This window comes from Mycobacterium sp. (assembly GCF_035653355.1).
GTDB lineage: Bacteria > Actinomycetota > Actinomycetes > Mycobacteriales > Mycobacteriaceae > Mycobacterium.
In genome coordinates this window covers 1-19,719 of the sequence record NZ_DASRBZ010000673.1, presented here as the reverse complement: position 1 = coordinate 19,719, position 19,719 = coordinate 1, and the positions used below count along the sequence as shown (strand labels likewise).

Below are 19,719 nucleotides of genomic sequence, written 5' to 3'. Positions count from 1 at the left end.
ATCCCACTCGAACCAGGGCCCACCACTCGCCGGGAGCAGCCGACAGTGGTGCCTCCACGTCGAAGCCGAGGTTGACGGTGCCGCGGGCAGGCAGCACGGCGCCGCACGCCGCCGGGCCGATCCACTCCCATGTGCCCCACGGACTGATCAGGTGCGCCTCGAGCGCGAGATCCGCGTGCGCGTCCGTGCCGACGGTGACGGTGAGGCGCGCCCGACCGCCGGCGCTGAGCTCGACGTCGGCCGGTCCCTCCACGAGGTACACCAACCGGTGCTCGTCTGGCGCGTCCACAGCGACCGTGCAGACGTCTTCGACGACCTGCTGCCAGGCCCGCGGCACCTGATCGCCGGTAAGTCCAAGCTGGGCGCGTATCGGGTAGAGCCCTGGCTCGGTGCCCGGCGGCATGGTCACGACCACGTCGGCTTCGCGATATTCGCCGGGCCGCAACGTGAATGGCAGTCGAGTGGGGCTGGCCGCCCAGCCGTGCGGGCACAGCAGCGTGACGGTGCCGGATACCGCGGTATCGGTGCAGTCGCTGGCGGCGGTCAGCCGCAGCACCACCTCCGATCCAGGCTCGGCGGCCAGGGTGTGGGGGTGCAGGTACGCGACGGCGGGCAGCCCGCCGAGTGGGGCGGGGCCGCGGTTGTGCAGCCAGTAGCGCGCGTAAAGCGGCTGCGCGGCTTCGGCTTCCGGGGCCAGCGCGGCGTCGTTGGCGTCGAGAACCTTGGGCATATCCAGGCGGGCTGTGACGGTGGCGATTTGGTAGCCATGTAAGGCGCTGGTCGGGCGCCGCGGCAGAGTGTTTTCCAGGAGGTCGGCCGAACACATGTCGGACACCGTGCCCAGTGTCGAGCCGACGACGACGGTGGTGTCGGTGCCGTTGGTCTCGACCAGCCGCATGGTCACGGTGGCGGCGTCGACGGGCTGGGCGCGACCACGCGCGAGCGGGTTGCCCGCCGCCTTGAGCGCGCCGAGCTGTACCGCGCCGGCCGGCTCCAGGTGCAGCAGCGAGCCGGTCGCAGGGAGCCGGCCGGCGCGCTGGCCCGCAGCCAGAGCGAGCACCGGGTGGGAGAACTCCGCGCTGCGGGTAGGGATCCGGGCGCGTCGCCAGTCGCCGTTGTCGGTGACTAATGCGTAGTCGAAGTCATGTGTCCAGTGTTGGAGCTGGAAGGCCGAGCCGTCGGGGGCGCTGCGGCGCGGCTCGTCGATCCAGATGCCCGACGGCCACCCGGTGCAGGACCGCATCAACGCCGTGTGCAGGGTGCCGTCGGTTTCGACGGCGAAGCTCGGCACTCCCCGGTTCAGTAGCGCTACCGTGCGCGCCTCGAAAGGCCGCAGCTCGGCGGGCACCTGCTGGGAGAGGACGACCTCGGCGTCGGCGAGGTCGTCGGCGAGCTCCGCGACTGCACCGGCGAGGTCGGGGTCGTCGCGGCCGGCGATCACCAGCACTGGCAGCGCCCGCGGATCGCGCAGGTCGGCGCTGGGCGCCCAGGCTCTGGTCAGCGGCGTCGCCGCCGGCACCCAGACGCGGGCCCGACCGGTCAGGCCCAATTGGCGGTCGAGCTCTGCGCTGTAGGACGGATGGGCCGCCGCCAGCACCGCCTTGGTGAACACGTTGCGGTCCGGCCTGCCCAGCGCGATGCGGTTATCGGGCAAGTTCGAGTCGACGCCGAGGTGGCCGTAGCGGGGTTTGTCCGCGCCGCTGCAAGTCGCCGTGACGCCGGCGCGCACCAACGCAACCATCAGATCCCGTGCCAGCGGGCCGGACGTCGTCTCCGTCGGCGACACCACCTCGGCCACTGACACCGCCCGCACGGTGTCACCGGCGCGGACCCGCGCAGCAGACGAGAGCCCGAACCAGCCGTGGGCCGGGTTGTCCAACGTCCATGGATGCTGCGCGGTGTCCACCGACCGCCCGTCCTCGTGCAGCAGCGCAAAGCCGCGGCCGACGACGGCGTCGCCGACCTCGCTGACCGGCATCGCACCGGGCACCGGGCACGGCCAGCGCAGCCGCACCAACCAATCGGCCCCGGTGAACTCGTCGATAGTCGTCCGGCAGTCCACCCGCGCCACCCCGCGCCACAGCGTCAGCGTCTGGGTGTAGCGCAGCAGCGTGCCGATGCGGCCCTGGACCACGAGCCGCTGCCCGAGCGGGCAGTCGAACGCGCGCACCTCGGCGGCTGTTTCCGACGAGCAGAGCACCGGTCCTTTGGGCAACAGGTGCCACGGGCCTTCACCGCCGGTCGGGTGTGCCGGGTATTCCTCGTACAGCGCCAGCTCGTTGCCGACCCGACCGGCGGCGACCAGCTCGCGACCGTCGTGAACCCAGGACGACACCCCGCCGCCGCGGTCCGGGTCGACGGTCACCCGGTAGTGCTCGTTGGCAATCGCGTTGCCTGCCAAGGGCTTCCAGGCCGACAGCGCATCGTCGGGCACCATCCGATAGGCTCGCCAACCCAGTGACGGTATGTCGCGCGCGAGGAACGTCACCGAGCGTCCGTCGTGCTCGACAACCGCGGGTATTTCGTCGCCGTCGGCATCGAGGATCCGCGCCGGGGTATCGAGACGGACGGTCACCACGTCAGTTCGCTTGTGCGCCAACGGATTCCACACCACCACGTCGCCGCGTAGCGCCCGCGACAACAGCGTCAGCGACCGATCTCGAACTGTCCGGCCCAGTTCCCACGCATCGCGCCACCCGGTGAGCAGGTCGAGGTAGACCTGGTCGGATTGCGAGCCGGTGATGGCGTCGTGGTGCGCGCCGTAGGCCAACTGCACCCATGCCTTGGCCAACGCCGCCTGCGGATAGTGCGCGCCAGTCAGCAGCGCCGCGAATACCGCGAACTTCTCCGCGTCGAGGACCGCGGTTTCGGCAGCCCGGTTGGCCTGCTTGGTGTCGATGAACGACACGTCCTTGCCGGTGTAAATCGGGTTCATGTCGCGGGTCTGCGGCGCCGGGGCCAGTGCACGGTCGTCCAGTTCGGCGCGTACCGCGGCGAAAAACTCCCGCGGCAGCGCGCACACGAACCGCGGCCAGGTGTAGCGGGCCGCCCAATCCCGGTGAATCTCGGTGACCCACTTGTTCGGCGGGGTGTAGTCGGTGCCGACCGGAAGCAGCACGTTGCGGGTCAACGCGACCTGCTTGAGTTCCTCGAACAGCCGGTAGGTGGCCTGCTCTGCATCGCCAAGCGACGTCGACTCGTCCATCCACCAACCGGCCGAATAATGCGCGGGCATGTAGTGGGTGAGCAGGCCGCGACCGGACGGGGCGATCCACTCGAATTCGCTGCAGAATTGCATGCCGGCCAGACCCGTGTCGCTGTGCATCGGCCCCCACTGGTGGTGTGGCCCGCGGGCCCAGGAACTCGACGTCAGCCCGGCGTCGGCGGCCATGCCGGGAAACTGCGGGTCGTGGCCGAACGCGTCGAGCTGCCAGGCGGTGGCCGGGTCGGCACCCAGCACGTCGCATTGAAAACCGCTGCCGTGCACGAAGTTTCGGATGGTTGCCTCCGGGCCGGTGAGGTTGGTGTTGGGTTCGTTGTAGGTGCCTCCCATGATTTCGACGCGGCCGTCGGCGATCAGGCGCCGCAGGTCGGCGCGGTCCTCGGGATGGGTGTCCCAATAGGGCTTGAGGTAGTCGACTTCGGCGAGGACAAATTTGTAGTCAGGGTCGCGGCGGGCCATCTCCAAATGCGCGCGCACCAGCTCGAAACCGTTGGTCTGGCGGCAGCGTCCGGGCGGGTCCTCGCACCACACGCTGGTGTAGGCGCCTTGGGTGTTCCACCACACCGGGTCGTAGTGGAAGTGGCTGATCATGAACATCGTCCACCCCGGTTCGGCGACGGTGAAGGTGAACGGCACCACCAACCCGGCGGCACGCACACGAGCAGAGTGCCGGGCACCAATGACCGGGCTCTCAACGAAGACCGGGATTTCCACCACACCGTCACCGGGCGCGGCCACCGCCTCCCCGGCCAGGCCGTCGCCGTCGACGCGCAGCGGCGTCGGCTGGCTGCACCCGCCGTAGGTCACCCGCACAACCTGCAGCGGCGCGTCGGGCGGTCCGACGAACAGCTCAGTCGATTCTGCGGAAAGCACCCGCATTCCCGCACTTTACGACCACAGCTCAGCCACGCGAGACGTCGACGACCAGCGGGCGATGATCCGAGATCGTCAGCTTGGCCGTCGACACATCATCGGCGGTCAGCAGCCGGTCGTCGGTCATGATGTGGTCGAGCTGACGCTCCGGTGCGTCGGCGGGAAACGTCGGCGCGGTTGCCAGCGGCCGCAGTCTCGACCAGCGCTGCGGCGACGGCGGGGTCATGTTGAGGTCGCCCATCAGCACCCGCGGGCCCGGGAAGCCGCGCAGATCGCGGGCCAGCCGGCGCAGCTGGACGCGGTTCCAGCCCGGGACGAACGACAGATGAGTGTTGGCCACGGTCAGCGGACCCACGTCGGTGTCGAAGCGCGCAATCACCGCCGCGCGGGGTTCTTCGTCAACGATCTGCACCCGCCCGGGACCCGGCAGATACATCGGGAACTTGGCCGGGATCCGCGGCAGGCGCAGCACCTGCCACGTCGTCGCCGGGAACCGCGACAGCAGCGCGATGCCATACGCGGCGGTACCGGGCTGCTCGTCGCCGGTCGCGGCCATCCACGTCGCGCCCGGGGTGCCCGAGATCGCGGCGACGAACCGGTGGCTGACCGCGCCCATTGCTTCCACCGCGACCGCCGTCAGGTCGGCCATCGCCGAGCGCGGCTGCTCGCAGTCGACTTCCTGCAACGCCAGCACGTCGGCGTTCAGCCGCGTCACGCAGTCGGCGAGCCGGTCCAGGTCCACTTCGCCGTCGTCGAGGCTGCGTCCGTGCAGGATGTTGAAGGTAGCCAGCCGCATGGGTACTACCTACCCACCATGACGAGCACCGGATCACCTGAAACCGCGGCGGGGACGCGCAGTGACGACTTTCGTGAGGCGTTGCGCCGCGCCGCGTCGGCGCTCAAGGCGCACGGCCCGGAGTTCGCTCTCGCGGGCAGCTATGCGCTGTGGGTGTTCGGCGGGCCAGAACCCGTGCACGACGTCGACATCGCCGTCGCGGAACCCGACGCCGACGCGGCCGCGCTCACCCTGGCCACCGCAGGGTTCAGCATCGACCGCACGCCGGAGGACTGGCTGTTCAAGGCCTGCCTCGACGACGTGGTCGTGGACGTGCTGCACCGGATCAACGGGGTTCCTGTCGACGAGGCCATGATCAAGTCCGCCAAGAGCTACGAGGTCTTAGCGATCCGCATGCCGGTGCTGTCACCGACACAGGTAATGACCGAGAAACTGTGCTCGCTGAACGAGCACCGCTGTGACTTCGCGTCGTTGCTGCCCGCCGCGCGAGCCGTACGCGAGCAAGTGGACTGGGACCAAGTTCGCGCCGACACCGCTGAGAACGACTTCGCGGTGGCCTTCCTCGTGCTCACCAATCGGCTGGGCATTACTGTCTAGCTCACCATGCCTGCCCTTGCCCCACCTGTCGCCGACGAACGCCAAGCGCTGCGCGAATACCTCGCCTATCACCAGAGCGCCTACTTCGCGGTGTCCTACGGCCTGACCGACGAGCAGGCCCGCTCCACGCCAACCGTCAGCGCGCTGTCGATCGGCGGGTTGATCAAACACGCCACCGGCATGCAACGGACATGGATGACGCGGGTGGCCGCCGCGCCAGAAGCCCCGCCGAAGGACCCTCGCCCGTTCGAGGAGATCGCGAAGGACTTCGCGGACCAACACGTGATGCGCCCCGACGAGACGCTCGCCGGACTGCTGGCCGCCTTCGAGGAGCAGAACGCGACATCGCTGCACCTGGCGGAAACCGCGGACCTGGATGCCGCCGTGCCCGTCCCGGAGGACATTCCCTGGTTTCCCAAGAACATCGGCGCCTGGTCGGTGCGCTGGGTGATCCTGCACGTCATCAACGAACTGGCCCGCCACGCCGGGCACGCCGACATCATCCGGGAAAGCATCGACGGGGCAACGATGTACGAGCTGATCGCCGCCCGCGAGAAGTGGGAACCGCAGCCGTGGCTGACTCCGTGGCGGCCCCGCGACGCGACGTGAGCGGGCTCACGCCGATTGGGAGTTGACAGCGACCCTTTGGCACACTTGCTGGAATGACCACCAAACACCGCGAGGTAGCCAAGCTTGATCGGGTGCCCTTGCCGGTCGAGGCGGCCCGCATCGGCGCAACCGGGTGGCAGGTCACCCGGACCGCCGCCCGCGTCGTACCCAAACTGCCGGGCCGCGGTGGCTGGCAGCAGAAGGTCATCAAGCAAATGCCGCAGACCTTCGCCGACTTGGGACCCACCTACGTCAAATTCGGGCAGATCATTGCGTCGAGCCCGGGCGCGTTCGGCGAATCGCTGTCCCGCGAATTCCGCAGCCTGCTCGACGCCGTGCCGCCCGCCAAGCCGGCCGAAGTGCACAAGCTCTTCGTCGAAGACCTGGGCGCCGAGCCGACGGAGCTGTTCGCCGAATTCGACGAGCAACCGTTCGCCTCGGCGTCGATCGCCCAGGTGCACTACGCCAAGTTGCACACTGGCGAAGACGTCGTCGTCAAGATCCAGCGCCCGGGCATCCGCCGCCGGGTTGCTGCCGACCTGCAGATCCTGAAACGCTTCGCGCAGCTCGTCGAGCTGGCCAAGCTGGGCCGGCGGCTATCCGCCCAGGACGTCGTCGCCGACTTCGCCGACAACCTCGCCGAGGAACTGGACTTCCGGCTGGAAGCACAGTCGATGGAGGCGTGGGTGGCGCACCTGCACACCTCGCCGCTGGGCAAGAACATCCGGGTCCCGACCGTGTACTGGAACTACACCACCGAGCGGGTGCTGACCATGGAGCGGGTGCAGGGCATCCGCATCGACGACGCCGCGGCTATCCGCAAGGCCGGGTTCGACGGCACCGAGCTGGTCAAGGCGCTGCTGTTCAGCCTGTTCGAGGGTGGACTGCGACACGGCCTGTTCCACGGCGACCTGCACGCCGGCAACCTCTACGTCGACGAGCAGGGCCGCATCGTGTTCTTCGACTTCGGGATCATGGGCCGCATCGAGCCGCGCACCCGCTGGCTGCTGCGCGAGCTGGTCTATGCGCTGCTGGTCAAAAAGGACCACGCCGCCGCCGGCAAGATCGTCGTGCTGATGGGTGCCGTCGGCACCGTCAAGCCCGAGGCGCAGGCGGCCAAGGATCTAGAAAAGTTCTCCACCCCGCTGACCATGCAAACGCTGGGCGAGATGTCGTACGCCGACATCGGCCGGCAGCTCTCGGCGCTGGCCGACGCCTACGACGTCAAGCTGCCCCGCGAGCTGGTGCTGATCGGCAAACAGTTCCTCTACGTCGAGCGGTACATGAAGCTGCTGGCCCCCAAGTGGCAGATGATGTCGGACCCGCAGCTCACCGGCTACTTCGCCAACTTCATGGTAGAAGTCAGCCGCGAGTACGACCCCGACAGCACCGGTGTCGCGCATGGCGGATGAGCCGCTGGCCGACGCAGCCGTGAGGTCTGGCACGGCGCCCTCCGGCCATCTCGACATCTACTACGAGGACATGGGTCACCCCGACGACCCGGCGGTGCTGCTGATCATGGGGCTGGGCGCGCAACTGCTGCTGTGGCGCAAAGCGTTCTGCGAGAAGCTCGTCGCCGAAGGGCTGAGGGTGATCCGCTACGACAACCGCGACGTCGGGTTGTCCAGCAAGTTCGATCGGCAGAAAGCCGGCGGATCCCGACTCGTCCGGATGATCAAGTTCTGGCTCGGCCTGCCCGCCAAGTCGGTGTACACGCTGGAAGACATGTCCGATGACGCGGCCGCGGTGCTCGACCACCTCGGCATCGAGCGAGCCCATATCGTCGGCGCCTCGATGGGCGGGATGATCGCGCAGATCTTCGCCGCCCGCTTCGCCGAGCGGACCCGGTCGCTGGCGGTGATCTTCTCCAGCAACAACCGGCGCTTTCTGCCGCCGCCGGCGCCGCGCGCCTTGATGGCGGTGCTCAAGGCGCCGCCGCCCAGCTCGCCGCGCGAGGTGATCATCGACAACGCGGTGCGGGTCACCCGCATCATCGGCAGCCCCGGTTACCCGGCGCCTGAGGAACGCATCCGCGCTGAGGCGATCGAGGGCTACGAGCGCAGCTTTTACCCGTGGGGCATACCGCGGCACTTCGGGGCGGTGCTGGCCAGCGGCAGCCTGGTCCGCTATGACCGGCAAATCACCGTGCCGACGGTCGTCATCCATGGCAAGGCGGACAAGCTGATGCGGCCCTCGGGCGGGCGCGCGGTGGCCCGCGCGATCCGAGGAGCCCGCCTGGTGTTGTTCGAAGGTATGGGGCATGAGCTGCCCGAACCGCTGTGGGATCGGGTGATCGGCGAGCTGAAGAACAATTTCGCCAGGGCCGCCCAGGTCGGTTAGCATGCCTCGAGCCGCCGAGGCCCAGAAAGGCGCACCACTGTCATGGCAGAAAAGCTGAAGCCGCACTTCGAAGACGTGCAGGCACACTACGACCTGTCCGACGAGTTCTTCGCGCTCTTCCTCGACCCGACCCGCACCTACAGCTGCGCGTACTTCGAGCGCGACGACATGACGCTCGAAGAGGCCCAGATTGCCAAGATCGACCTGGCGCTGGGCAAGCTGGGTCTGCAGCCCGGTATGACGCTGCTGGACGTCGGCTGCGGCTGGGGTGCCACGATGCGCCGGGCCATCGAGAAGTACGACGTCAACGTCATCGGCCTGACGTTGAGCAAGAACCAGGCCGCCCACGTGCAGAAGATGTTCGACGAGATGGACACCCCGCGCTCGCGGCAGGTGCGGTTGGAGGGCTGGGAGCAGTTCCACGAGCCCGTCGACCGGATCGTGTCAATCGGCGCGTTCGAGCATTTCGGGCACGATCGCTACGACGACTTCTTCGCGATGGCCCACGAGGTGTTGCCCGACGACGGCGTGATGCTGCTGCACACCATCACCGGGTTGACCGGACCGCAGTGCATCGAGCGCGGCATCCCTCTGACTTTCGAGATGGCCCGCTTCATCAAATTCATTGTGACCGAGATCTTTCCGGGCGGCCGGCTGCCCTCGATCGAAATGGTCGAGGAGCGCTCGGCTAAAGCCGGTTTCACGCTGACACGTCGCCAGTCGCTGCAGCCGCACTACATCAAGACCCTCGAGCACTGGGCCGCAGCGCTGGAGTCGCACAAGGACGAGGCCATCGCGATCCAGTCCGAAGAGGTCTACGAGCGGTATATCAAGTACTTGACCGGTTGCGCGAACGGTTTTCGGACCGGCTATATCGACGTCAACCAATTCACGCTGGCAAAGTGAGTTTCGATCCGGTGAAGCTGCTGCAGATTCAGCGCGTCGACGCTGCGACCAATACGTTGCCCTCAGGTATGGTTGCACGTCACCCCGCCCGACAACACGCGCGTGCAGCCGCTAGCGAACACCGACCAGGAGAGCAAGACGACCATGTCTGATAAACCGACTGGCACCACGACGACGCGGACGCGCCCCGAAGACATCCAGGCCCACTACGACCTGTCCGACGACTTCTTCGGGTTGTTCCAGGATCCCACCCGCACCTACAGCTGCGCCTACTTCGAGCGCGACGACATGACCCTGGAAGAAGCCCAGATCGCCAAAGTCGACCTGAACTTGGACAAGCTGGACCTCAAGCCGGGCATGACGCTGCTGGACGTCGGATGTGGTTGGGGCACCACGATGAAACGTGCCGTCGAAAAGTACGACGTCAACGTCGTCGGGCTGACCCTGTCGAAGAACCAGCACGCCCGCTCCCAACAGTTATTGGACTCAATCGACACCGAGCGTTCGCGGCGGGTTTTGCTGCACGGCTGGGAAGATTTCAACGAGCCCGTCGACCGGATCGTGTCCATCGAGGCCTTCGAGCACTTCGGCTTCGAGAATTACGACGACTTTTTCAAAAGGTGCTTCAACATGCTGCCCGACGACGGGCGGATGACGATCCAAAGCAGCGTCGGCTACCACCCCTACAACCTGGCCGCGCGCGGAAAGAAGCTGACCTTCGAAGTCGCGCGGTTCGTCAAGTTCATCATCACCGAGATATTCCCGGGCGGCCGCATCCCGACAACCGAAATGATGGTCGAACACGGCGAGAAGGCTGGTTTCATTGTGCCCGAGCCGCTTTCGCTACGGCCGCACTACGTCAAGACGCTCACGATCTGGAGCGATTCGCTGGAAGCCAACAAGGACAAGGCCATCGAGATCACCTCCGAAGAGGTCTACAACCGGTACATGAAGTACCTGCGGGGCTGCCGGGACTACTTCGCCGACGAGTGCCTCGACTGCAGCCTCGTCACCTACCTCAAGCCCGGCGCGGCGGCGTAATTTTTTTCCGGCGCTGCTGTCGGATTAGGGCTGCACCGTTCGTCGGAGAGGTAGAGAGTGGAACAGCGGGTTCCGCTCACTACCGGAGGTGACGACACATGCAGTACTTCGCACTGTTGATCAGCCAGGAGGACTACCTCACGCCGGAGGAGCGGGGCTCCGTGATGACGGCATTCGAGAGCTTCCACGCCAAAGTCAGGTCGGCAATCCGGGCCGGCGATGCGCTGTTGCCGCAAGCGACGGGCGCGCAGATCACGGGTGGCCCGGACGCACCCGTGGTCACCGACGGCCCGTTCGCCGAGTCCGCCGAGGTGGCCTGCGGCTACTACGTGTTCGAGGCCGAAAACCTCGACGACGCCTTGGCGTTCGCGCGCGACGTCCCGGTCGCCCAGTACGGCGCGGTCGAAGTTCGACCGACGTACCACACTTTCGATCCCGAGTGGTCACGCGCCAGCGGTGGGCAGTGGCTGGCGCTGCTGCTCGAGCCACCCGCATCTGCCAACGTCCCCGGCACACCGGAGTGGCAGGCGGAAGCGGCGCGGCACGGTGAATTCGCCACTGCGGCTGGAGATCATATCGTCGGCGGCGCCGCCCTGCATGAGCCGGCGACGGCGACGACGGTGCGTGTCCGGGACGGCGAGGTGCTGTTGACCGACGGGCCGTACCCGGAAAGCGCCGAGATCGCCACCGGCTTCTACCTGCTGTCCGCCACCGACCGTGACGAGGCCGTCAAGCTCGCGTCGCAAATCCCCGCGACGACGGTCGAGCTGCGCCAGCTTGCCGGAGTCTCTGGCCTTTAGCCGCGCGAATGGCTGACCTGGACAGCGTCTTTCGGCGCGAATGGGGTCCGGCCGTGGCCACGCTCGCCCGCTGGTCCGGCGATCTCACTGTTGCCGAAGACGCTGTCCAGGAAGCCTGCGCCGAGGCGCTGCGGGCATGGCCGCGCGACGGTGTTCCCGAACATCCCGGCGGCTGGCTGGTGACGGTTGCCCGCAACCGCGCCCGCGACCGGCTGCGCCGTGAATCGGTGCGCCCCGGAAAGGAATTGGCAGCGGTGGTGGACGAGATCCGGGCGCGCACTGAGCACACCGACCCGCATCCGGTGCGTGACGACGAGCTGCGGATGATGTTCACCTGCGCGCATCCGGCCCTGGACCGGGCCTCGCAGCTGGCGCTGACGCTGCGGCTGGTGTCCGGCCTGACCGTCACCGAGATCGCCCGCGCGCTGCTGCAGACCGAGGCCGCCGTGGGTCAGCGAATCACCCGCGCCAAGAACAAGATTCGGCATGCCAACATCCCGCTGCGGGTGCCGCCGGCTGAGTTGCTGCCTGAGCGGACGCCGCATGTGCTCAGCTGTATCTACTCGGTTTTCACCGAGGGCTACTGGTCGACAGCGGGGCCCTCGGCGATCCGAGACGAACTCTGCGACGAGGGTGTCCGGCTGGCAGGCGAGCTGTGCGCGCTGATGCCTGCCGAACGCGACGCGCAAGCGCTGGCTGCCCTTGTGTTACTTCATGATTCGCGGCGAACGACCCGAGTGGACGCTAACGGGGCGTTGGTGCCGCTGGAGGAGCAGGATCGGAGCCGGTGGGATCGGGCCCGGATTGCCCGCGGCCTGGATAGGCTGCGGCTGGCCGAAGGGTCAACCGGTCCGTATCTACCCCAGGCGGTGATCGCCGCCGTGCACGCGACGGCGCCGTCGTGGGAAGAGACCGACTGGCGGGCGATTTGTGCGGCTTACGACAGGCTGCTGCAGGTGAGCGACTCGCCCGTGGTACGGGCCAACCGCGCCTTGGCGGTCGGGTTGCGGGACGGGCCGGAAGCTGGTCTGGTCGCGCTGGAGGAGGTGGCGGGCGATCCGCGGGTGGCCCGGATGGTGCCGTCGATCCGCGCGGATCTGCTGCGCCGGGCGGGCCGGCCGGGGGAAGCGCTCAGCTGGTACCGAAAAGCATTGGAAGCCAATGGATCCGAGCCAGCGCGCGCGTTCTTGCAGCGGCGGATCGCCGAATGCCTTTAGCTGCCGAACGGCCAGTTATGACACGGTTTTCGCGAAAAAGCGTGCAATAATTGGCCACTCGGCGAACGGCGCCCTCAGGCGCCTCGGCCTACACCTGCGGGCTCGATGGTCGGTTCCGGCCCACGGCGCCCCCAGGCGCCTCGGCCTACACCTCCGGGCTCAATGGTCGGTTCCGGCCCACGGCGCCCCCAGGCGCCTCGGCCTACACCTCCGCGAAGTTGCGGGTGACGGTCGGGTCGACCGGAATGCCCGGGCCCATCGTCGTCGACATGGTCACCTTCTTCAGGTAGCGGCCCTTCGACGTCGACGGCTTGGCCCGCAACACCTCGTCGATCGCGGCGCCGTAGTTCTCGGCCAGCCGCTTCTCGTCGAACGAGGCCTTGCCGATGATCATGTGCAGGTTGGCCTGCTTGTCGACCCGGAAATTGATCTTGCCGCCCTTGATGTCGGACACAGCCTTGGCGACGTCGTTGGTGACGGTGCCGGTCTTCGGGTTGGGCATCAGGCCGCGCGGACCCAGGATGCGAGCGATACGCCCAACCTTGGCCATCTGGTCGGGTGTGGCGATCGCGGCGTCGAAGTCCAAGAACCCGCCCTGGATTTTCTCGATCAGGTCGTCGCTGCCGACCACGTCCGCGCCGGCCGCCTCCGCCTCGGCGGCCTTCTCCCCCACGGCGAACACCGCGACACGCGCGGTCTTACCGGTGCCGTGCGGCAGGTTGACGGTGCCGCGGACCATCTGGTCTGCCTTGCGCGGGTCCACCCCAAGCCGGATGGCCACCTCGACCGTCGCGTCTTGTTTCTTCGACGACGTTTCCTTGGCCAACTTGGCCGCTTCCAGCGGGGTGTAGACCCGGGTCCGGTCCACCTTTTCGGCGGCCTCGCGATATGCCTTGCTTTTCTTGCTCATTCGATATCCATCCGTTCAATGGTTGTGGTCACGATGCGGGCCGAAGCTGGCCCTCCCACGGCTTGCAGACTATTCGACGGTGATACCCATCGACCGGGCGGTGCCGGCGATGATCTTGGCGGCCGCGTCGATGTCGTTGGCGTTGAGATCGGCCTTCTTCGTCTCGGCGATCTCGCGGACCTGGTCCCAGCTGACCTTGGCCACCTTGTTGCGATGCGGCTCCGCGGAGCCCTTCTGCACACCGGCCGCCTTGAGCAAGAGCTTGCCAGCCGGCGGCGTCTTGAGCGCAAACGTGAAGCTGCGGTCTTCATAGACGGTGATCTCCACCGGGATGACGTTGCCGCGCTGGTTTTCGGTCGCAGCGTTGTAGGCCTTGCAGAACTCCATGATGTTGACGCCGTGCTGGCCGAGCGCAGGGCCAACCGGCGGCGCAGGGTTGGCCTGCCCCGCCTCGATCTGCAGTTTGATCAGCCCGACGACCTTCTTCTTCGGGGCCATGTGTTCCTTCCTGGGCTAGTTGCCGGCTGTACGGCGGCTAGATCTTGGAGACCTGGGTAAAGGTCAGTTCCACCGGTGTCTCGCGGCCGAAGATGGACACCAGCACCTTGAGTTTCTGCTGTTCGGCGTTGACCTCGCTGATCGTGGCGGGCAGCGTGGCAAACGGCCCGTCCATCACGGTGACGGACTCTCCGACCTCGTAGTCGACCTCGATGACCGGACGTTCCAGCCCGCCCTCGCTGGCCGCGGCGGCCGTGCTCGCGGCGCCCTTGGCCGGCTTCTTCGCCGCCTTCTGCGGCAGCAGGAATTTCACGACGTCGTCGAGCGAAAGCGGCGAGGGCCGCGAGGTCGCGCCGACGAACCCGGTCACGCCTGGTGTGTTGCGCACCGCGGACCACGAGTCGTCGGTCAAATCCATGCGCACCAGGATGTAGCCCGGTAACACCTTGCGGTTGACCTGCTTGCGCTGGCCGTTCTTGATCTCGGTGACCTCCTCGGTGGGCACCTCCACCTGAAAGATGTAGTCGCCGACGTCGAGGTTTTGCACGCGGGTCTCGAGGTTGGCTTTCACCTTGTTCTCGTAGCCCGCGTAGGAGTGGATGACATACCACTGGCCCGGCTTGCTGCGCAGCTCCGCCTTGAGCGCTTCGGCAGGGTCGAGCTCCTCGGCCGGCTCGCCGCCCTCGGCTTCGGCTGCACCAGGCTCACCAGCAGCGGCCTCATCGGCAACAGGCTCACCGGCATGTGGCTCGGCCACGTCCGGCTCGGTTTCGCCTACGTCGTCAGAGACGGCGTCGGGTTCGACGTCCGTCTTGACTGTTTGCAGGTCGACCGCTTCACCCGAGGGCATATCGCCGTCGAAGGTAGTCACGGTTCTTCAGTCCTCTCTATAACTTTCTGCGGCACTAGCCGGCCCTAGCCGAACACCAGCAGAACCAGCTTGGCCAGTCCGAAGTCCGCCAGGCCGATCAGCGCCACCATGAACGCCAGAAAGGCCAGCACCACCGATGTGTAGGTCATCATCTGCTTGCGGTTCGGCCAGATCACCTTGCGCAGCTCGGCAACGACCTGCTTGAGGTAGGTGAACACGAACGCGAACGGGTTGCGCGACGGGCCGGCCGCCTTCTTGGCGGTCTTGACCTTGGTGTCGGCGCCGTCCTTGCCGAGCTCGACAGCCTCGGAAGCCTCCGCGCGTCCCCGCGACCGCTTGCCGGTGGGCCGCTGTGGCCGCGTCACCACGGCCGTCCGGCCGCCGCGCCCTTCCTCAGTGTCGGTGCCGGCGTCGGCATCGACGCGCTCGTCGCTCACCGCCTGCTCCTTTGTTCGCCTCGTCGGTCTGCCCCATGGACACCCTCCAGTGTCCACCATGACACGGATCCAGCAGGGGCGACAGGACTTGAACCTGCAACCTGCGGTTTTGGAGACCGCTGCTCTGCCAGTTGAGCTACGCCCCTTCGCGGTTGGCCGGCCAACCTGCGCTGCTGCGGGGCCTTACATCAGCGCCACTCCTCAGCATCGCTTCGCTTAAGCATCGTCGTCGGCGCGCATGACACGCGCGCCACCCGTTTTAGGACCGGACAGCGCGCTGGTGATGGGCAAACCCCGAGGTGTGAGTGTACATCGCAGCAGCTCTCAGGTACCAATCACGCAATCCGGACGACCTGGCCGGTTTCCCTGTCCCACCTGATCATGGCCGAGCCCTCACCCTGCTGGCCCATCAGCGTCGTGTAGGCCTCCAGAACCAGTTCGCCGTCGTCGTTGGTGCACAGGTTCCTGGTGACGACGATGTCGGCGCCGAACCGCTCGTCCACCGAATGGATGTCCATGCGCGCCCACAACTTGTCGCCGGCCTTGATCGGCTTGTGGTAGACGAACTTCTGGTCGACCTGCACGATCTGCATGGTCTCGTAGCCGGTGTCGACATGCCTGAAAAAGTCGTTCTGGACAAGTTTGGCGAAGATCGACGCAAAGGTCAGCGGCGCGACAATGTTGTCGTAGCCGAGTTCGGCGGCCGCGTCCTCGTCGTAGCTGGCGGGGTCGTCGCATTTGATGGAGTTGGCGAAGGCGCGGATTTGCTCGCGGCCCACCACGAAATAGTCCGGATACCGCCAGACCATCCCTCGGATGTCGGTTTTGATGGCGCTCACGGCTACGCCAACTTTGCCGACGCGATGGCCCGGCCGAAGATTTTTTTGCCGCCAGTGGTGGCGGTCAACGCGATCGTCACCGACTTGCTCTCGGGGTCGACCGACTTCACCCGGCCGTTGAACACGAGCTCAGCGCCCTTGCCGTCGTTGGGCACCGGCACCACCGCGGTGAAGCGCACGTTGTACTCGGTCACCGCACCCGGGTCGCCGACCCAGGACGTGACATAGCCGCCGCCGATGCCCATGGTCAGCATGCCGTGCGCAATCGCGGTGTCCAGACCCACATGTTTGGCGATTTCGTCGTCCCAGTGGATCGGGTTCAGGTCGCCGGAGACTCCGGCATAGTTCACGAGATCCTGGCGAGTCAGCGCATACACCTTCTCCGGAAGCTGATCACCCACCTTCACCGAGCTGAACTCACGCAGCGCCATCAGAAAAGCCCTCTTTTCCTTCTCCATCGGCACGACCCGCCAAGGTCGTGTAGGTCTCCATCACAATCTCCCCCGCGTCGTTGGTGCAGACGTTCTTGGTGACGATGATGTCGGTGCCGTGCGCCTTGCGCACCGAGTCGACGTACACATCGCAATGCAGCTTGTCGCCCGCCTTGATCGGCTTCAGATACTTCACCACTTGGTCAACTTGGACGATCTGGGCGTCGTGAATGGCGATGTTCGCGTACTCGAAGAACGCCGATTGGGCTTGGTAGCCGAACACCGAAATGAACGTCAGCGGCGCGGGCAACCCGTCATAACCGAGTTCAGCGGCAGCCTTTTCCTCGAAGAACGCGGGGTCGTCGTGTTTGACGGCTGCTGCGTACTCGCGGATTTTTTCCCGCTCCACCTCGTAATGGTCGGGGTAGCGGAAATGCATCCCGACGATCTGTGCGCCCAAAGACACGGCTCTAGAACCTACCTGCTCGATCGGAGCAACTGCTTGAGGGTTGCCGTTACCGCGTCTCGCGGTGCGGCTGGTGCTTTCCGCAGTTCGGGCAGAACTTCTTCAACTCCATCCGGTCGGGGTCGTTGCGCCGGTTCTTCTTGGTGATGTAGTTGCGGTGCTTGCACACCTCGCACGCCAAAGTGATCTTCGGCCGGATGTCGGTGCTGGAGGCCACGTCGTATCTCTTTCACAGGTCCGTTGTTGTCTTGTAGCGATGGCCGGACTCGAACCGGCGACCTAACGATTATGAGTCGTTCGCTCTAACCGACTGAGCTACATCGCCCCAGGGCTACATTGCCTTCATTTTTGGCCGCCAGCCTGCTCGGCGTCCGCCGAGCCCCCTAACGGAATCGAACCGTTGACCTTTTCCTTACCATGGAAACGCTCTGCCGACTGAGCTAAGGGGGCGCCGGGCCCGAACCGTGCTGCGGGCCTAAAAGAGGGTACAGCCTGCCCCGCAGCGCGGCCAAACCATCGGCCGGCGCCGATCGGACGACTTCAGGAAGCCACCCCGAAGGTCATCAGTTGTCGCCGGATCGCTGCGGGTGCAGGGCACCCAGACCGAAGGGGTCTTCCTCTTCCAGCGAAAGATCTTCCTCGTCCGTTCCGCGGACGAGAGTCCGCAACGCAAGGTGGACGGCTTCCCGCGGCCCGTGCACGTGGTATCGGCGTATTGCCTCGTTGAGGAGGTCCTCATCAATCTGGATCTCGTACTTCCGAAGCGCCATGCCCAAAAGATACCCACTTAGCTAGGCGCCCAACCAGTTAAGCCCGGCAAACCAGCGGGCCGGCTGCTTTCGATATCGGGCCGGTCATAGTCTTGAAGATGTGCCAGATACGGACCGGCTGTATTTTCGCCAACTGCTTTCCGGCCGCGATTTCGCGCGCGGTGACATGTTCGCGATGCAGATGCGCAACTTCGCCTACCTGATCGGCGACCGCCAGAGCGGCGACTGCCTGGTGGTCGACCCGGCCTACGCCGCCGGGGACCTAGTCGACGCGCTCGAGGCCGACGGCATGCACCTGTCGGGTGTGCTGGTCACCCACCACCACCCCGACCATGTCGGCGGCACGATGATGGGCTTCCAGCTCAAGGGGCTGGCCGAGCTGCTGGAACGCACCAGCGTGCCGGTGCACGTCAATACCCATGAGGCGCTGTGGGTTTCGCGTGTCACCGGGATCAGCATGAACGACCTGACCGAGCACTTCCACGGCGACAAGGTGCAGGTCGGCGACATCGAGATCGAGCTGTTGCATACCCCCGGCCACACGCCGGGCAGCCAGTGCTTCCTGCTCGACGGCCGGCTGGTCGCCGGCGACACCTTGTTCCTGGAAGGCTGCGGGCGCACCGATTTTCCCGGCGGCGATTCCGACGAGATGTATCGCAGCCTGCAGCAACTGGCCAAGCTTTCCGGCGATCCGACGGTGTTTCCCGGGCATTGGTATTCGGCCGAACCGAGCGCGTCGCTGTCGGAGGTCAAACGCTCCAACTACGTCTACCGCGCCTCGAATTTGGAGCAGTGGCGAATGCTGATGGGCGGCTAGGTCCACCGGATTTACCTGCTGCAACGCACCCGTGGAGCCCTTACGGCCACGTCAGCGGGTTAGCCCCTGCTGTGGTATAAGCGGAGGGTGGATTCGACGGGATGGATCCAGGACCGCTGGCACGACGTCATCAACGCCGGCTGGGGCACCTGGTTGGCGTGGGCCGCATGGGCCGCGTTGGTGCTCGGTGTGGTCGCGCTCGTCTACATCAACCGCCTGATCCAGCGCCGCAATCGGTTGACCGCAGAGCAGACCCGTCCGCACGTCGCGATGTTCATGGAGCCGCATGCCGCCGACTGGCATGTGATCGAGCTCGTGGTGCGCAACTTCGGTAAGACCGCGGCCTACGACATCCGGTTTTCCTTCACCAACCCGCCGACCGTCGCCGAATACGAGAACGCCCACGACGGCTACGCCGACGTCGCCGAGCTGCAGCTGCCCAGCGAACTGCCGATGCTTGCGCCCGGCCAAGAATGGCGGATGGTGTGGGACTCCGCGCTGGACCGCGCAGAGCTGGGCGACGCGATCGAGTCGCGCTTTTCGGGCACGGTGACCTACTACGACCGCCCCGATCAGCCGCGCGGCTGGAGGTTTTGGCGGCGCCCGCGCCAACCGCTGGAAACCAATGTGGTGCTGGACTGGGATGCCCTGCCGCCGGTGCAGCGCATCGAGTTGATGACCACGCATGACCTGGCCAAGCGGGAAAAGCAGAAGCTGGAGCTGCTGCGCGGCCTGCTGACCTACTTCCATTACGCGAGCAAGGAAACCCGCCCCGACGTCTTCCGCAGCGAGATCGAGCGCATCAACCGCGCGGCGCGCGAGACCCAGGACCGGTGGCGCACCCGACAGCTCGAGGAGCCCACCGACGTCAGCTTGCGCTGGGGCGAGGCGGAAAAGGAATTGGGCAAGCACCACGGCCAGCGGGTCTGACGCTCGACGGGCCGCATCTGGTTCAATCGACGGGCTGTCGGTATCGAAGGAGCCATGCATGAGCAGCCCGGTCAGCTATCACTACGACGAGCCCATCGCGGTCATCAAGATGGACGACGGCAAGGTCAATGCGCTGGGCCCGGCGATGCAGCAGGCGCTCAACGAGGCGCTCGATAACGCCGACCGCGACGACGTCGGCGCCGTGGTGATCACCGGCAACGATCGGGTGTTCAGCGGCGGGTTCGACCTGAAGATCTTGACGTCTGGGCAGGTACAGCCGGCGCTCGACATGCTCAAGGGCGGCTTCGAGTTGGCCCACCGGCTGTTGTCGTATCCCAAGCCGGTGGT

Annotated in this window: 22 protein-coding genes and 3 tRNA genes; 11 read left to right on the top strand and 14 right to left on the bottom strand. The window is 66.3% G+C overall.

Annotated elements, in window-relative coordinates; genetic code table 11:
• Both VFA16_RS23155 and VFA16_RS23150 read right to left on the bottom strand, forming a co-directional pair.
• Positions 1-4,102: NEW3 domain-containing protein (locus VFA16_RS23155; RefSeq protein WP_324970084.1), on the bottom strand; the 4,102-nt coding region annotated here is incomplete at its 3' end.
• Positions 4,103-4,124: 22 nt separating this feature from the next.
• Positions 4,125-4,892 carry an endonuclease/exonuclease/phosphatase family protein gene (locus VFA16_RS23150; RefSeq protein ID WP_324970083.1) on the bottom strand — a complete coding sequence of 256 codons (768 nt, stop codon included), beginning with the start codon at positions 4,890-4,892 and terminating at the stop codon, positions 4,125-4,127.
• An 18-nt stretch (positions 4,893-4,910) separates the two neighbouring features.
• Here VFA16_RS23150 and VFA16_RS23145 point away from each other — a divergent pair, with 18 nt between their 5' ends.
• The 8 genes from VFA16_RS23145 to VFA16_RS23110 all read left to right on the top strand — a co-directional run bounded on the left by VFA16_RS23145 (position 4,911) and on the right by VFA16_RS23110 (position 12,402).
• Positions 4,911-5,489 (top strand): nucleotidyltransferase, encoded by a 579-nt coding sequence (locus VFA16_RS23145; RefSeq protein WP_324970082.1) that lies wholly within the window; start codon positions 4,911-4,913, stop codon positions 5,487-5,489.
• Between the two features lie 6 nt (positions 5,490-5,495).
• Positions 5,496-6,098: a DinB family protein gene (locus VFA16_RS23140; RefSeq protein ID WP_324970081.1), complete on the top strand. Its 603-nt coding sequence runs from the start codon at positions 5,496-5,498 to the stop codon at positions 6,096-6,098.
• A 53-nt stretch (positions 6,099-6,151) separates the two neighbouring features.
• Positions 6,152-7,510 carry an AarF/ABC1/UbiB kinase family protein gene (locus VFA16_RS23135; RefSeq protein WP_324970080.1) on the top strand — a complete coding sequence of 453 codons (1,359 nt, stop codon included), beginning with the start codon at positions 6,152-6,154 and terminating at the stop codon, positions 7,508-7,510.
• Positions 7,500-8,438, top strand: coding sequence for an alpha/beta hydrolase (locus VFA16_RS23130; protein ID WP_324970079.1), 939 nt, complete (start codon positions 7,500-7,502; stop codon positions 8,436-8,438). The genes VFA16_RS23135 and VFA16_RS23130 overlap by 11 nt, the downstream gene beginning before the upstream one ends.
• 42 nt (positions 8,439-8,480) lie before the next feature.
• Complete coding sequence (mmaA2, locus tag VFA16_RS23125) at positions 8,481-9,344, top strand: cyclopropane mycolic acid synthase MmaA2 (protein WP_324970078.1); 864 nt, start codon at positions 8,481-8,483, stop codon at positions 9,342-9,344.
• Positions 9,345-9,488: 144 nt separating this feature from the next.
• Positions 9,489-10,385 (top strand): hydroxymycolate synthase MmaA4, encoded by an 897-nt coding sequence (gene mmaA4, locus VFA16_RS23120; RefSeq protein WP_324970077.1) that lies wholly within the window; start codon positions 9,489-9,491, stop codon positions 10,383-10,385.
• A 98-nt stretch (positions 10,386-10,483) separates the two neighbouring features.
• Entirely contained in the window at positions 10,484-11,185 is a 702-nt protein-coding gene (locus tag VFA16_RS23115) for a YciI family protein (protein WP_324970076.1), read from the top strand.
• 8 nt (positions 11,186-11,193) lie between these two features.
• The gene (locus VFA16_RS23110; RefSeq protein ID WP_324970075.1) at positions 11,194-12,402 is read left to right on the top strand and encodes an RNA polymerase sigma factor; all 1,209 of its coding nucleotides are present in this window, start codon (positions 11,194-11,196) and stop codon (positions 12,400-12,402) included.
• Between the two features lie 202 nt (positions 12,403-12,604).
• Here the strand turns inward: VFA16_RS23110 and rplA are convergent, their stop codons facing one another.
• From rplA to VFA16_RS23050, 12 genes are all read right to left on the bottom strand, one after another.
• Positions 12,605-13,312 carry a 50S ribosomal protein L1 gene (gene rplA / locus VFA16_RS23105; RefSeq protein WP_324970074.1) on the bottom strand — a complete coding sequence of 236 codons (708 nt, stop codon included), beginning with the start codon at positions 13,310-13,312 and terminating at the stop codon, positions 12,605-12,607.
• A 69-nt stretch (positions 13,313-13,381) separates the two neighbouring features.
• On the bottom strand, positions 13,382-13,810 hold the full coding sequence (gene rplK / locus VFA16_RS23100) for a 50S ribosomal protein L11 (protein WP_324970073.1): 429 nt from the start codon (positions 13,808-13,810) through the stop codon (positions 13,382-13,384).
• A 37-nt stretch (positions 13,811-13,847) separates the two neighbouring features.
• Entirely contained in the window at positions 13,848-14,681 is an 834-nt protein-coding gene (nusG, locus tag VFA16_RS23095; RefSeq protein ID WP_324970071.1) for a transcription termination/antitermination protein NusG, read from the bottom strand.
• 44 nt (positions 14,682-14,725) lie between these two features.
• The gene (gene secE, locus VFA16_RS23090; RefSeq protein WP_324970070.1) at positions 14,726-15,118 is read right to left on the bottom strand and encodes a preprotein translocase subunit SecE; all 393 of its coding nucleotides are present in this window, start codon (positions 15,116-15,118) and stop codon (positions 14,726-14,728) included.
• A 73-nt stretch (positions 15,119-15,191) separates the two neighbouring features.
• Positions 15,192-15,264, bottom strand: a tRNA-Trp gene (locus VFA16_RS23085).
• Between the two features lie 189 nt (positions 15,265-15,453).
• On the bottom strand, positions 15,454-15,957 hold the full coding sequence (gene hadC / locus VFA16_RS23080) for a (3R)-hydroxyacyl-ACP dehydratase subunit HadC (RefSeq protein WP_324970069.1): 504 nt from the start codon (positions 15,955-15,957) through the stop codon (positions 15,454-15,456).
• A gap of 2 nt (positions 15,958-15,959) precedes the next feature.
• Positions 15,960-16,388, bottom strand: coding sequence for a (3R)-hydroxyacyl-ACP dehydratase subunit HadB (gene hadB / locus VFA16_RS23075; protein WP_324970068.1), 429 nt, complete (start codon positions 16,386-16,388; stop codon positions 15,960-15,962).
• Complete coding sequence (gene hadA / locus VFA16_RS23070; protein ID WP_324970067.1) at positions 16,375-16,854, bottom strand: (3R)-hydroxyacyl-ACP dehydratase subunit HadA; 480 nt, start codon at positions 16,852-16,854, stop codon at positions 16,375-16,377. Before hadA ends, hadB begins: the two co-directional genes overlap by 14 nt.
• Positions 16,855-16,903: 49 nt before the next feature.
• Positions 16,904-17,071, bottom strand: coding sequence for a 50S ribosomal protein L33 (gene rpmG, locus VFA16_RS23065; protein WP_083088314.1), 168 nt, complete (start codon positions 17,069-17,071; stop codon positions 16,904-16,906).
• A gap of 34 nt (positions 17,072-17,105) precedes the next feature.
• Positions 17,106-17,179, bottom strand: a tRNA-Met gene (locus tag VFA16_RS23060).
• Positions 17,180-17,231: 52 nt separating this feature from the next.
• Positions 17,232-17,304: transfer RNA gene (locus VFA16_RS23055), tRNA-Thr, on the bottom strand.
• A 113-nt stretch (positions 17,305-17,417) separates the two neighbouring features.
• Positions 17,418-17,624, bottom strand: coding sequence for a type II toxin-antitoxin system VapB family antitoxin (locus VFA16_RS23050; protein WP_324970066.1), 207 nt, complete (start codon positions 17,622-17,624; stop codon positions 17,418-17,420).
• Positions 17,625-17,790: 166 nt separating this feature from the next.
• On the opposite strand from VFA16_RS23050, the gene VFA16_RS23045 reads away from it, so the two are divergent.
• The 3 genes from VFA16_RS23045 to VFA16_RS23035 all read left to right on the top strand — a co-directional run.
• Positions 17,791-18,441 (top strand): MBL fold metallo-hydrolase, encoded by a 651-nt coding sequence (locus VFA16_RS23045; RefSeq protein WP_324970085.1) that lies wholly within the window; start codon positions 17,791-17,793, stop codon positions 18,439-18,441.
• Between the two features lie 87 nt (positions 18,442-18,528).
• The gene (locus VFA16_RS23040; RefSeq protein ID WP_324970065.1) at positions 18,529-19,371 is read left to right on the top strand and encodes a hypothetical protein; all 843 of its coding nucleotides are present in this window, start codon (positions 18,529-18,531) and stop codon (positions 19,369-19,371) included.
• A gap of 58 nt (positions 19,372-19,429) precedes the next feature.
• The coding region (locus VFA16_RS23035; RefSeq protein WP_324970064.1) for an enoyl-CoA hydratase-related protein at positions 19,430-19,719 on the top strand (290 nt) is incomplete at its 3' end.

Bases quoted from the DNA above. Each gene is read 5' to 3' on its own strand.
- VFA16_RS23050 (WP_324970066.1), bottom strand. From the start codon at position 17,624: ATGGCGCTTCGGAAGTACGAGATCCAGATTGATGAGGACCTCCTCAAC.
- VFA16_RS23145 (WP_324970082.1), top strand. From the start codon at position 4,911: ATGACGAGCACCGGATCACCTGAAACCGCGGCGGGGACGCGCAGTGAC.
- mmaA4 (WP_324970077.1), top strand. From the start codon at position 9,489: ATGTCTGATAAACCGACTGGCACCACGACGACGCGGACGCGCCCCGAA.
- VFA16_RS23045 (WP_324970085.1), top strand. From the start codon at position 17,791: ATGTTCGCGATGCAGATGCGCAACTTCGCCTACCTGATCGGCGACCGC.
- rplA (WP_324970074.1), bottom strand. From the start codon at position 13,312: ATGAGCAAGAAAAGCAAGGCATATCGCGAGGCCGCCGAAAAGGTGGAC.
- VFA16_RS23140 (WP_324970081.1), top strand. From the start codon at position 5,496: ATGCCTGCCCTTGCCCCACCTGTCGCCGACGAACGCCAAGCGCTGCGC.
- VFA16_RS23150 (WP_324970083.1), bottom strand. From the start codon at position 4,892: ATGCGGCTGGCTACCTTCAACATCCTGCACGGACGCAGCCTCGACGAC.
- VFA16_RS23130 (WP_324970079.1), top strand. From the start codon at position 7,500: ATGGCGGATGAGCCGCTGGCCGACGCAGCCGTGAGGTCTGGCACGGCG.
- VFA16_RS23135 (WP_324970080.1), top strand. From the start codon at position 6,152: ATGACCACCAAACACCGCGAGGTAGCCAAGCTTGATCGGGTGCCCTTG.
- hadB (WP_324970068.1), bottom strand. From the start codon at position 16,388: ATGGCGCTGCGTGAGTTCAGCTCGGTGAAGGTGGGTGATCAGCTTCCG.
- VFA16_RS23110 (WP_324970075.1), top strand. From the start codon at position 11,194: ATGGCTGACCTGGACAGCGTCTTTCGGCGCGAATGGGGTCCGGCCGTG.
- VFA16_RS23115 (WP_324970076.1), top strand. From the start codon at position 10,484: ATGCAGTACTTCGCACTGTTGATCAGCCAGGAGGACTACCTCACGCCG.
- mmaA2 (WP_324970078.1), top strand. From the start codon at position 8,481: ATGGCAGAAAAGCTGAAGCCGCACTTCGAAGACGTGCAGGCACACTAC.
- rplK (WP_324970073.1), bottom strand. From the start codon at position 13,810: ATGGCCCCGAAGAAGAAGGTCGTCGGGCTGATCAAACTGCAGATCGAG.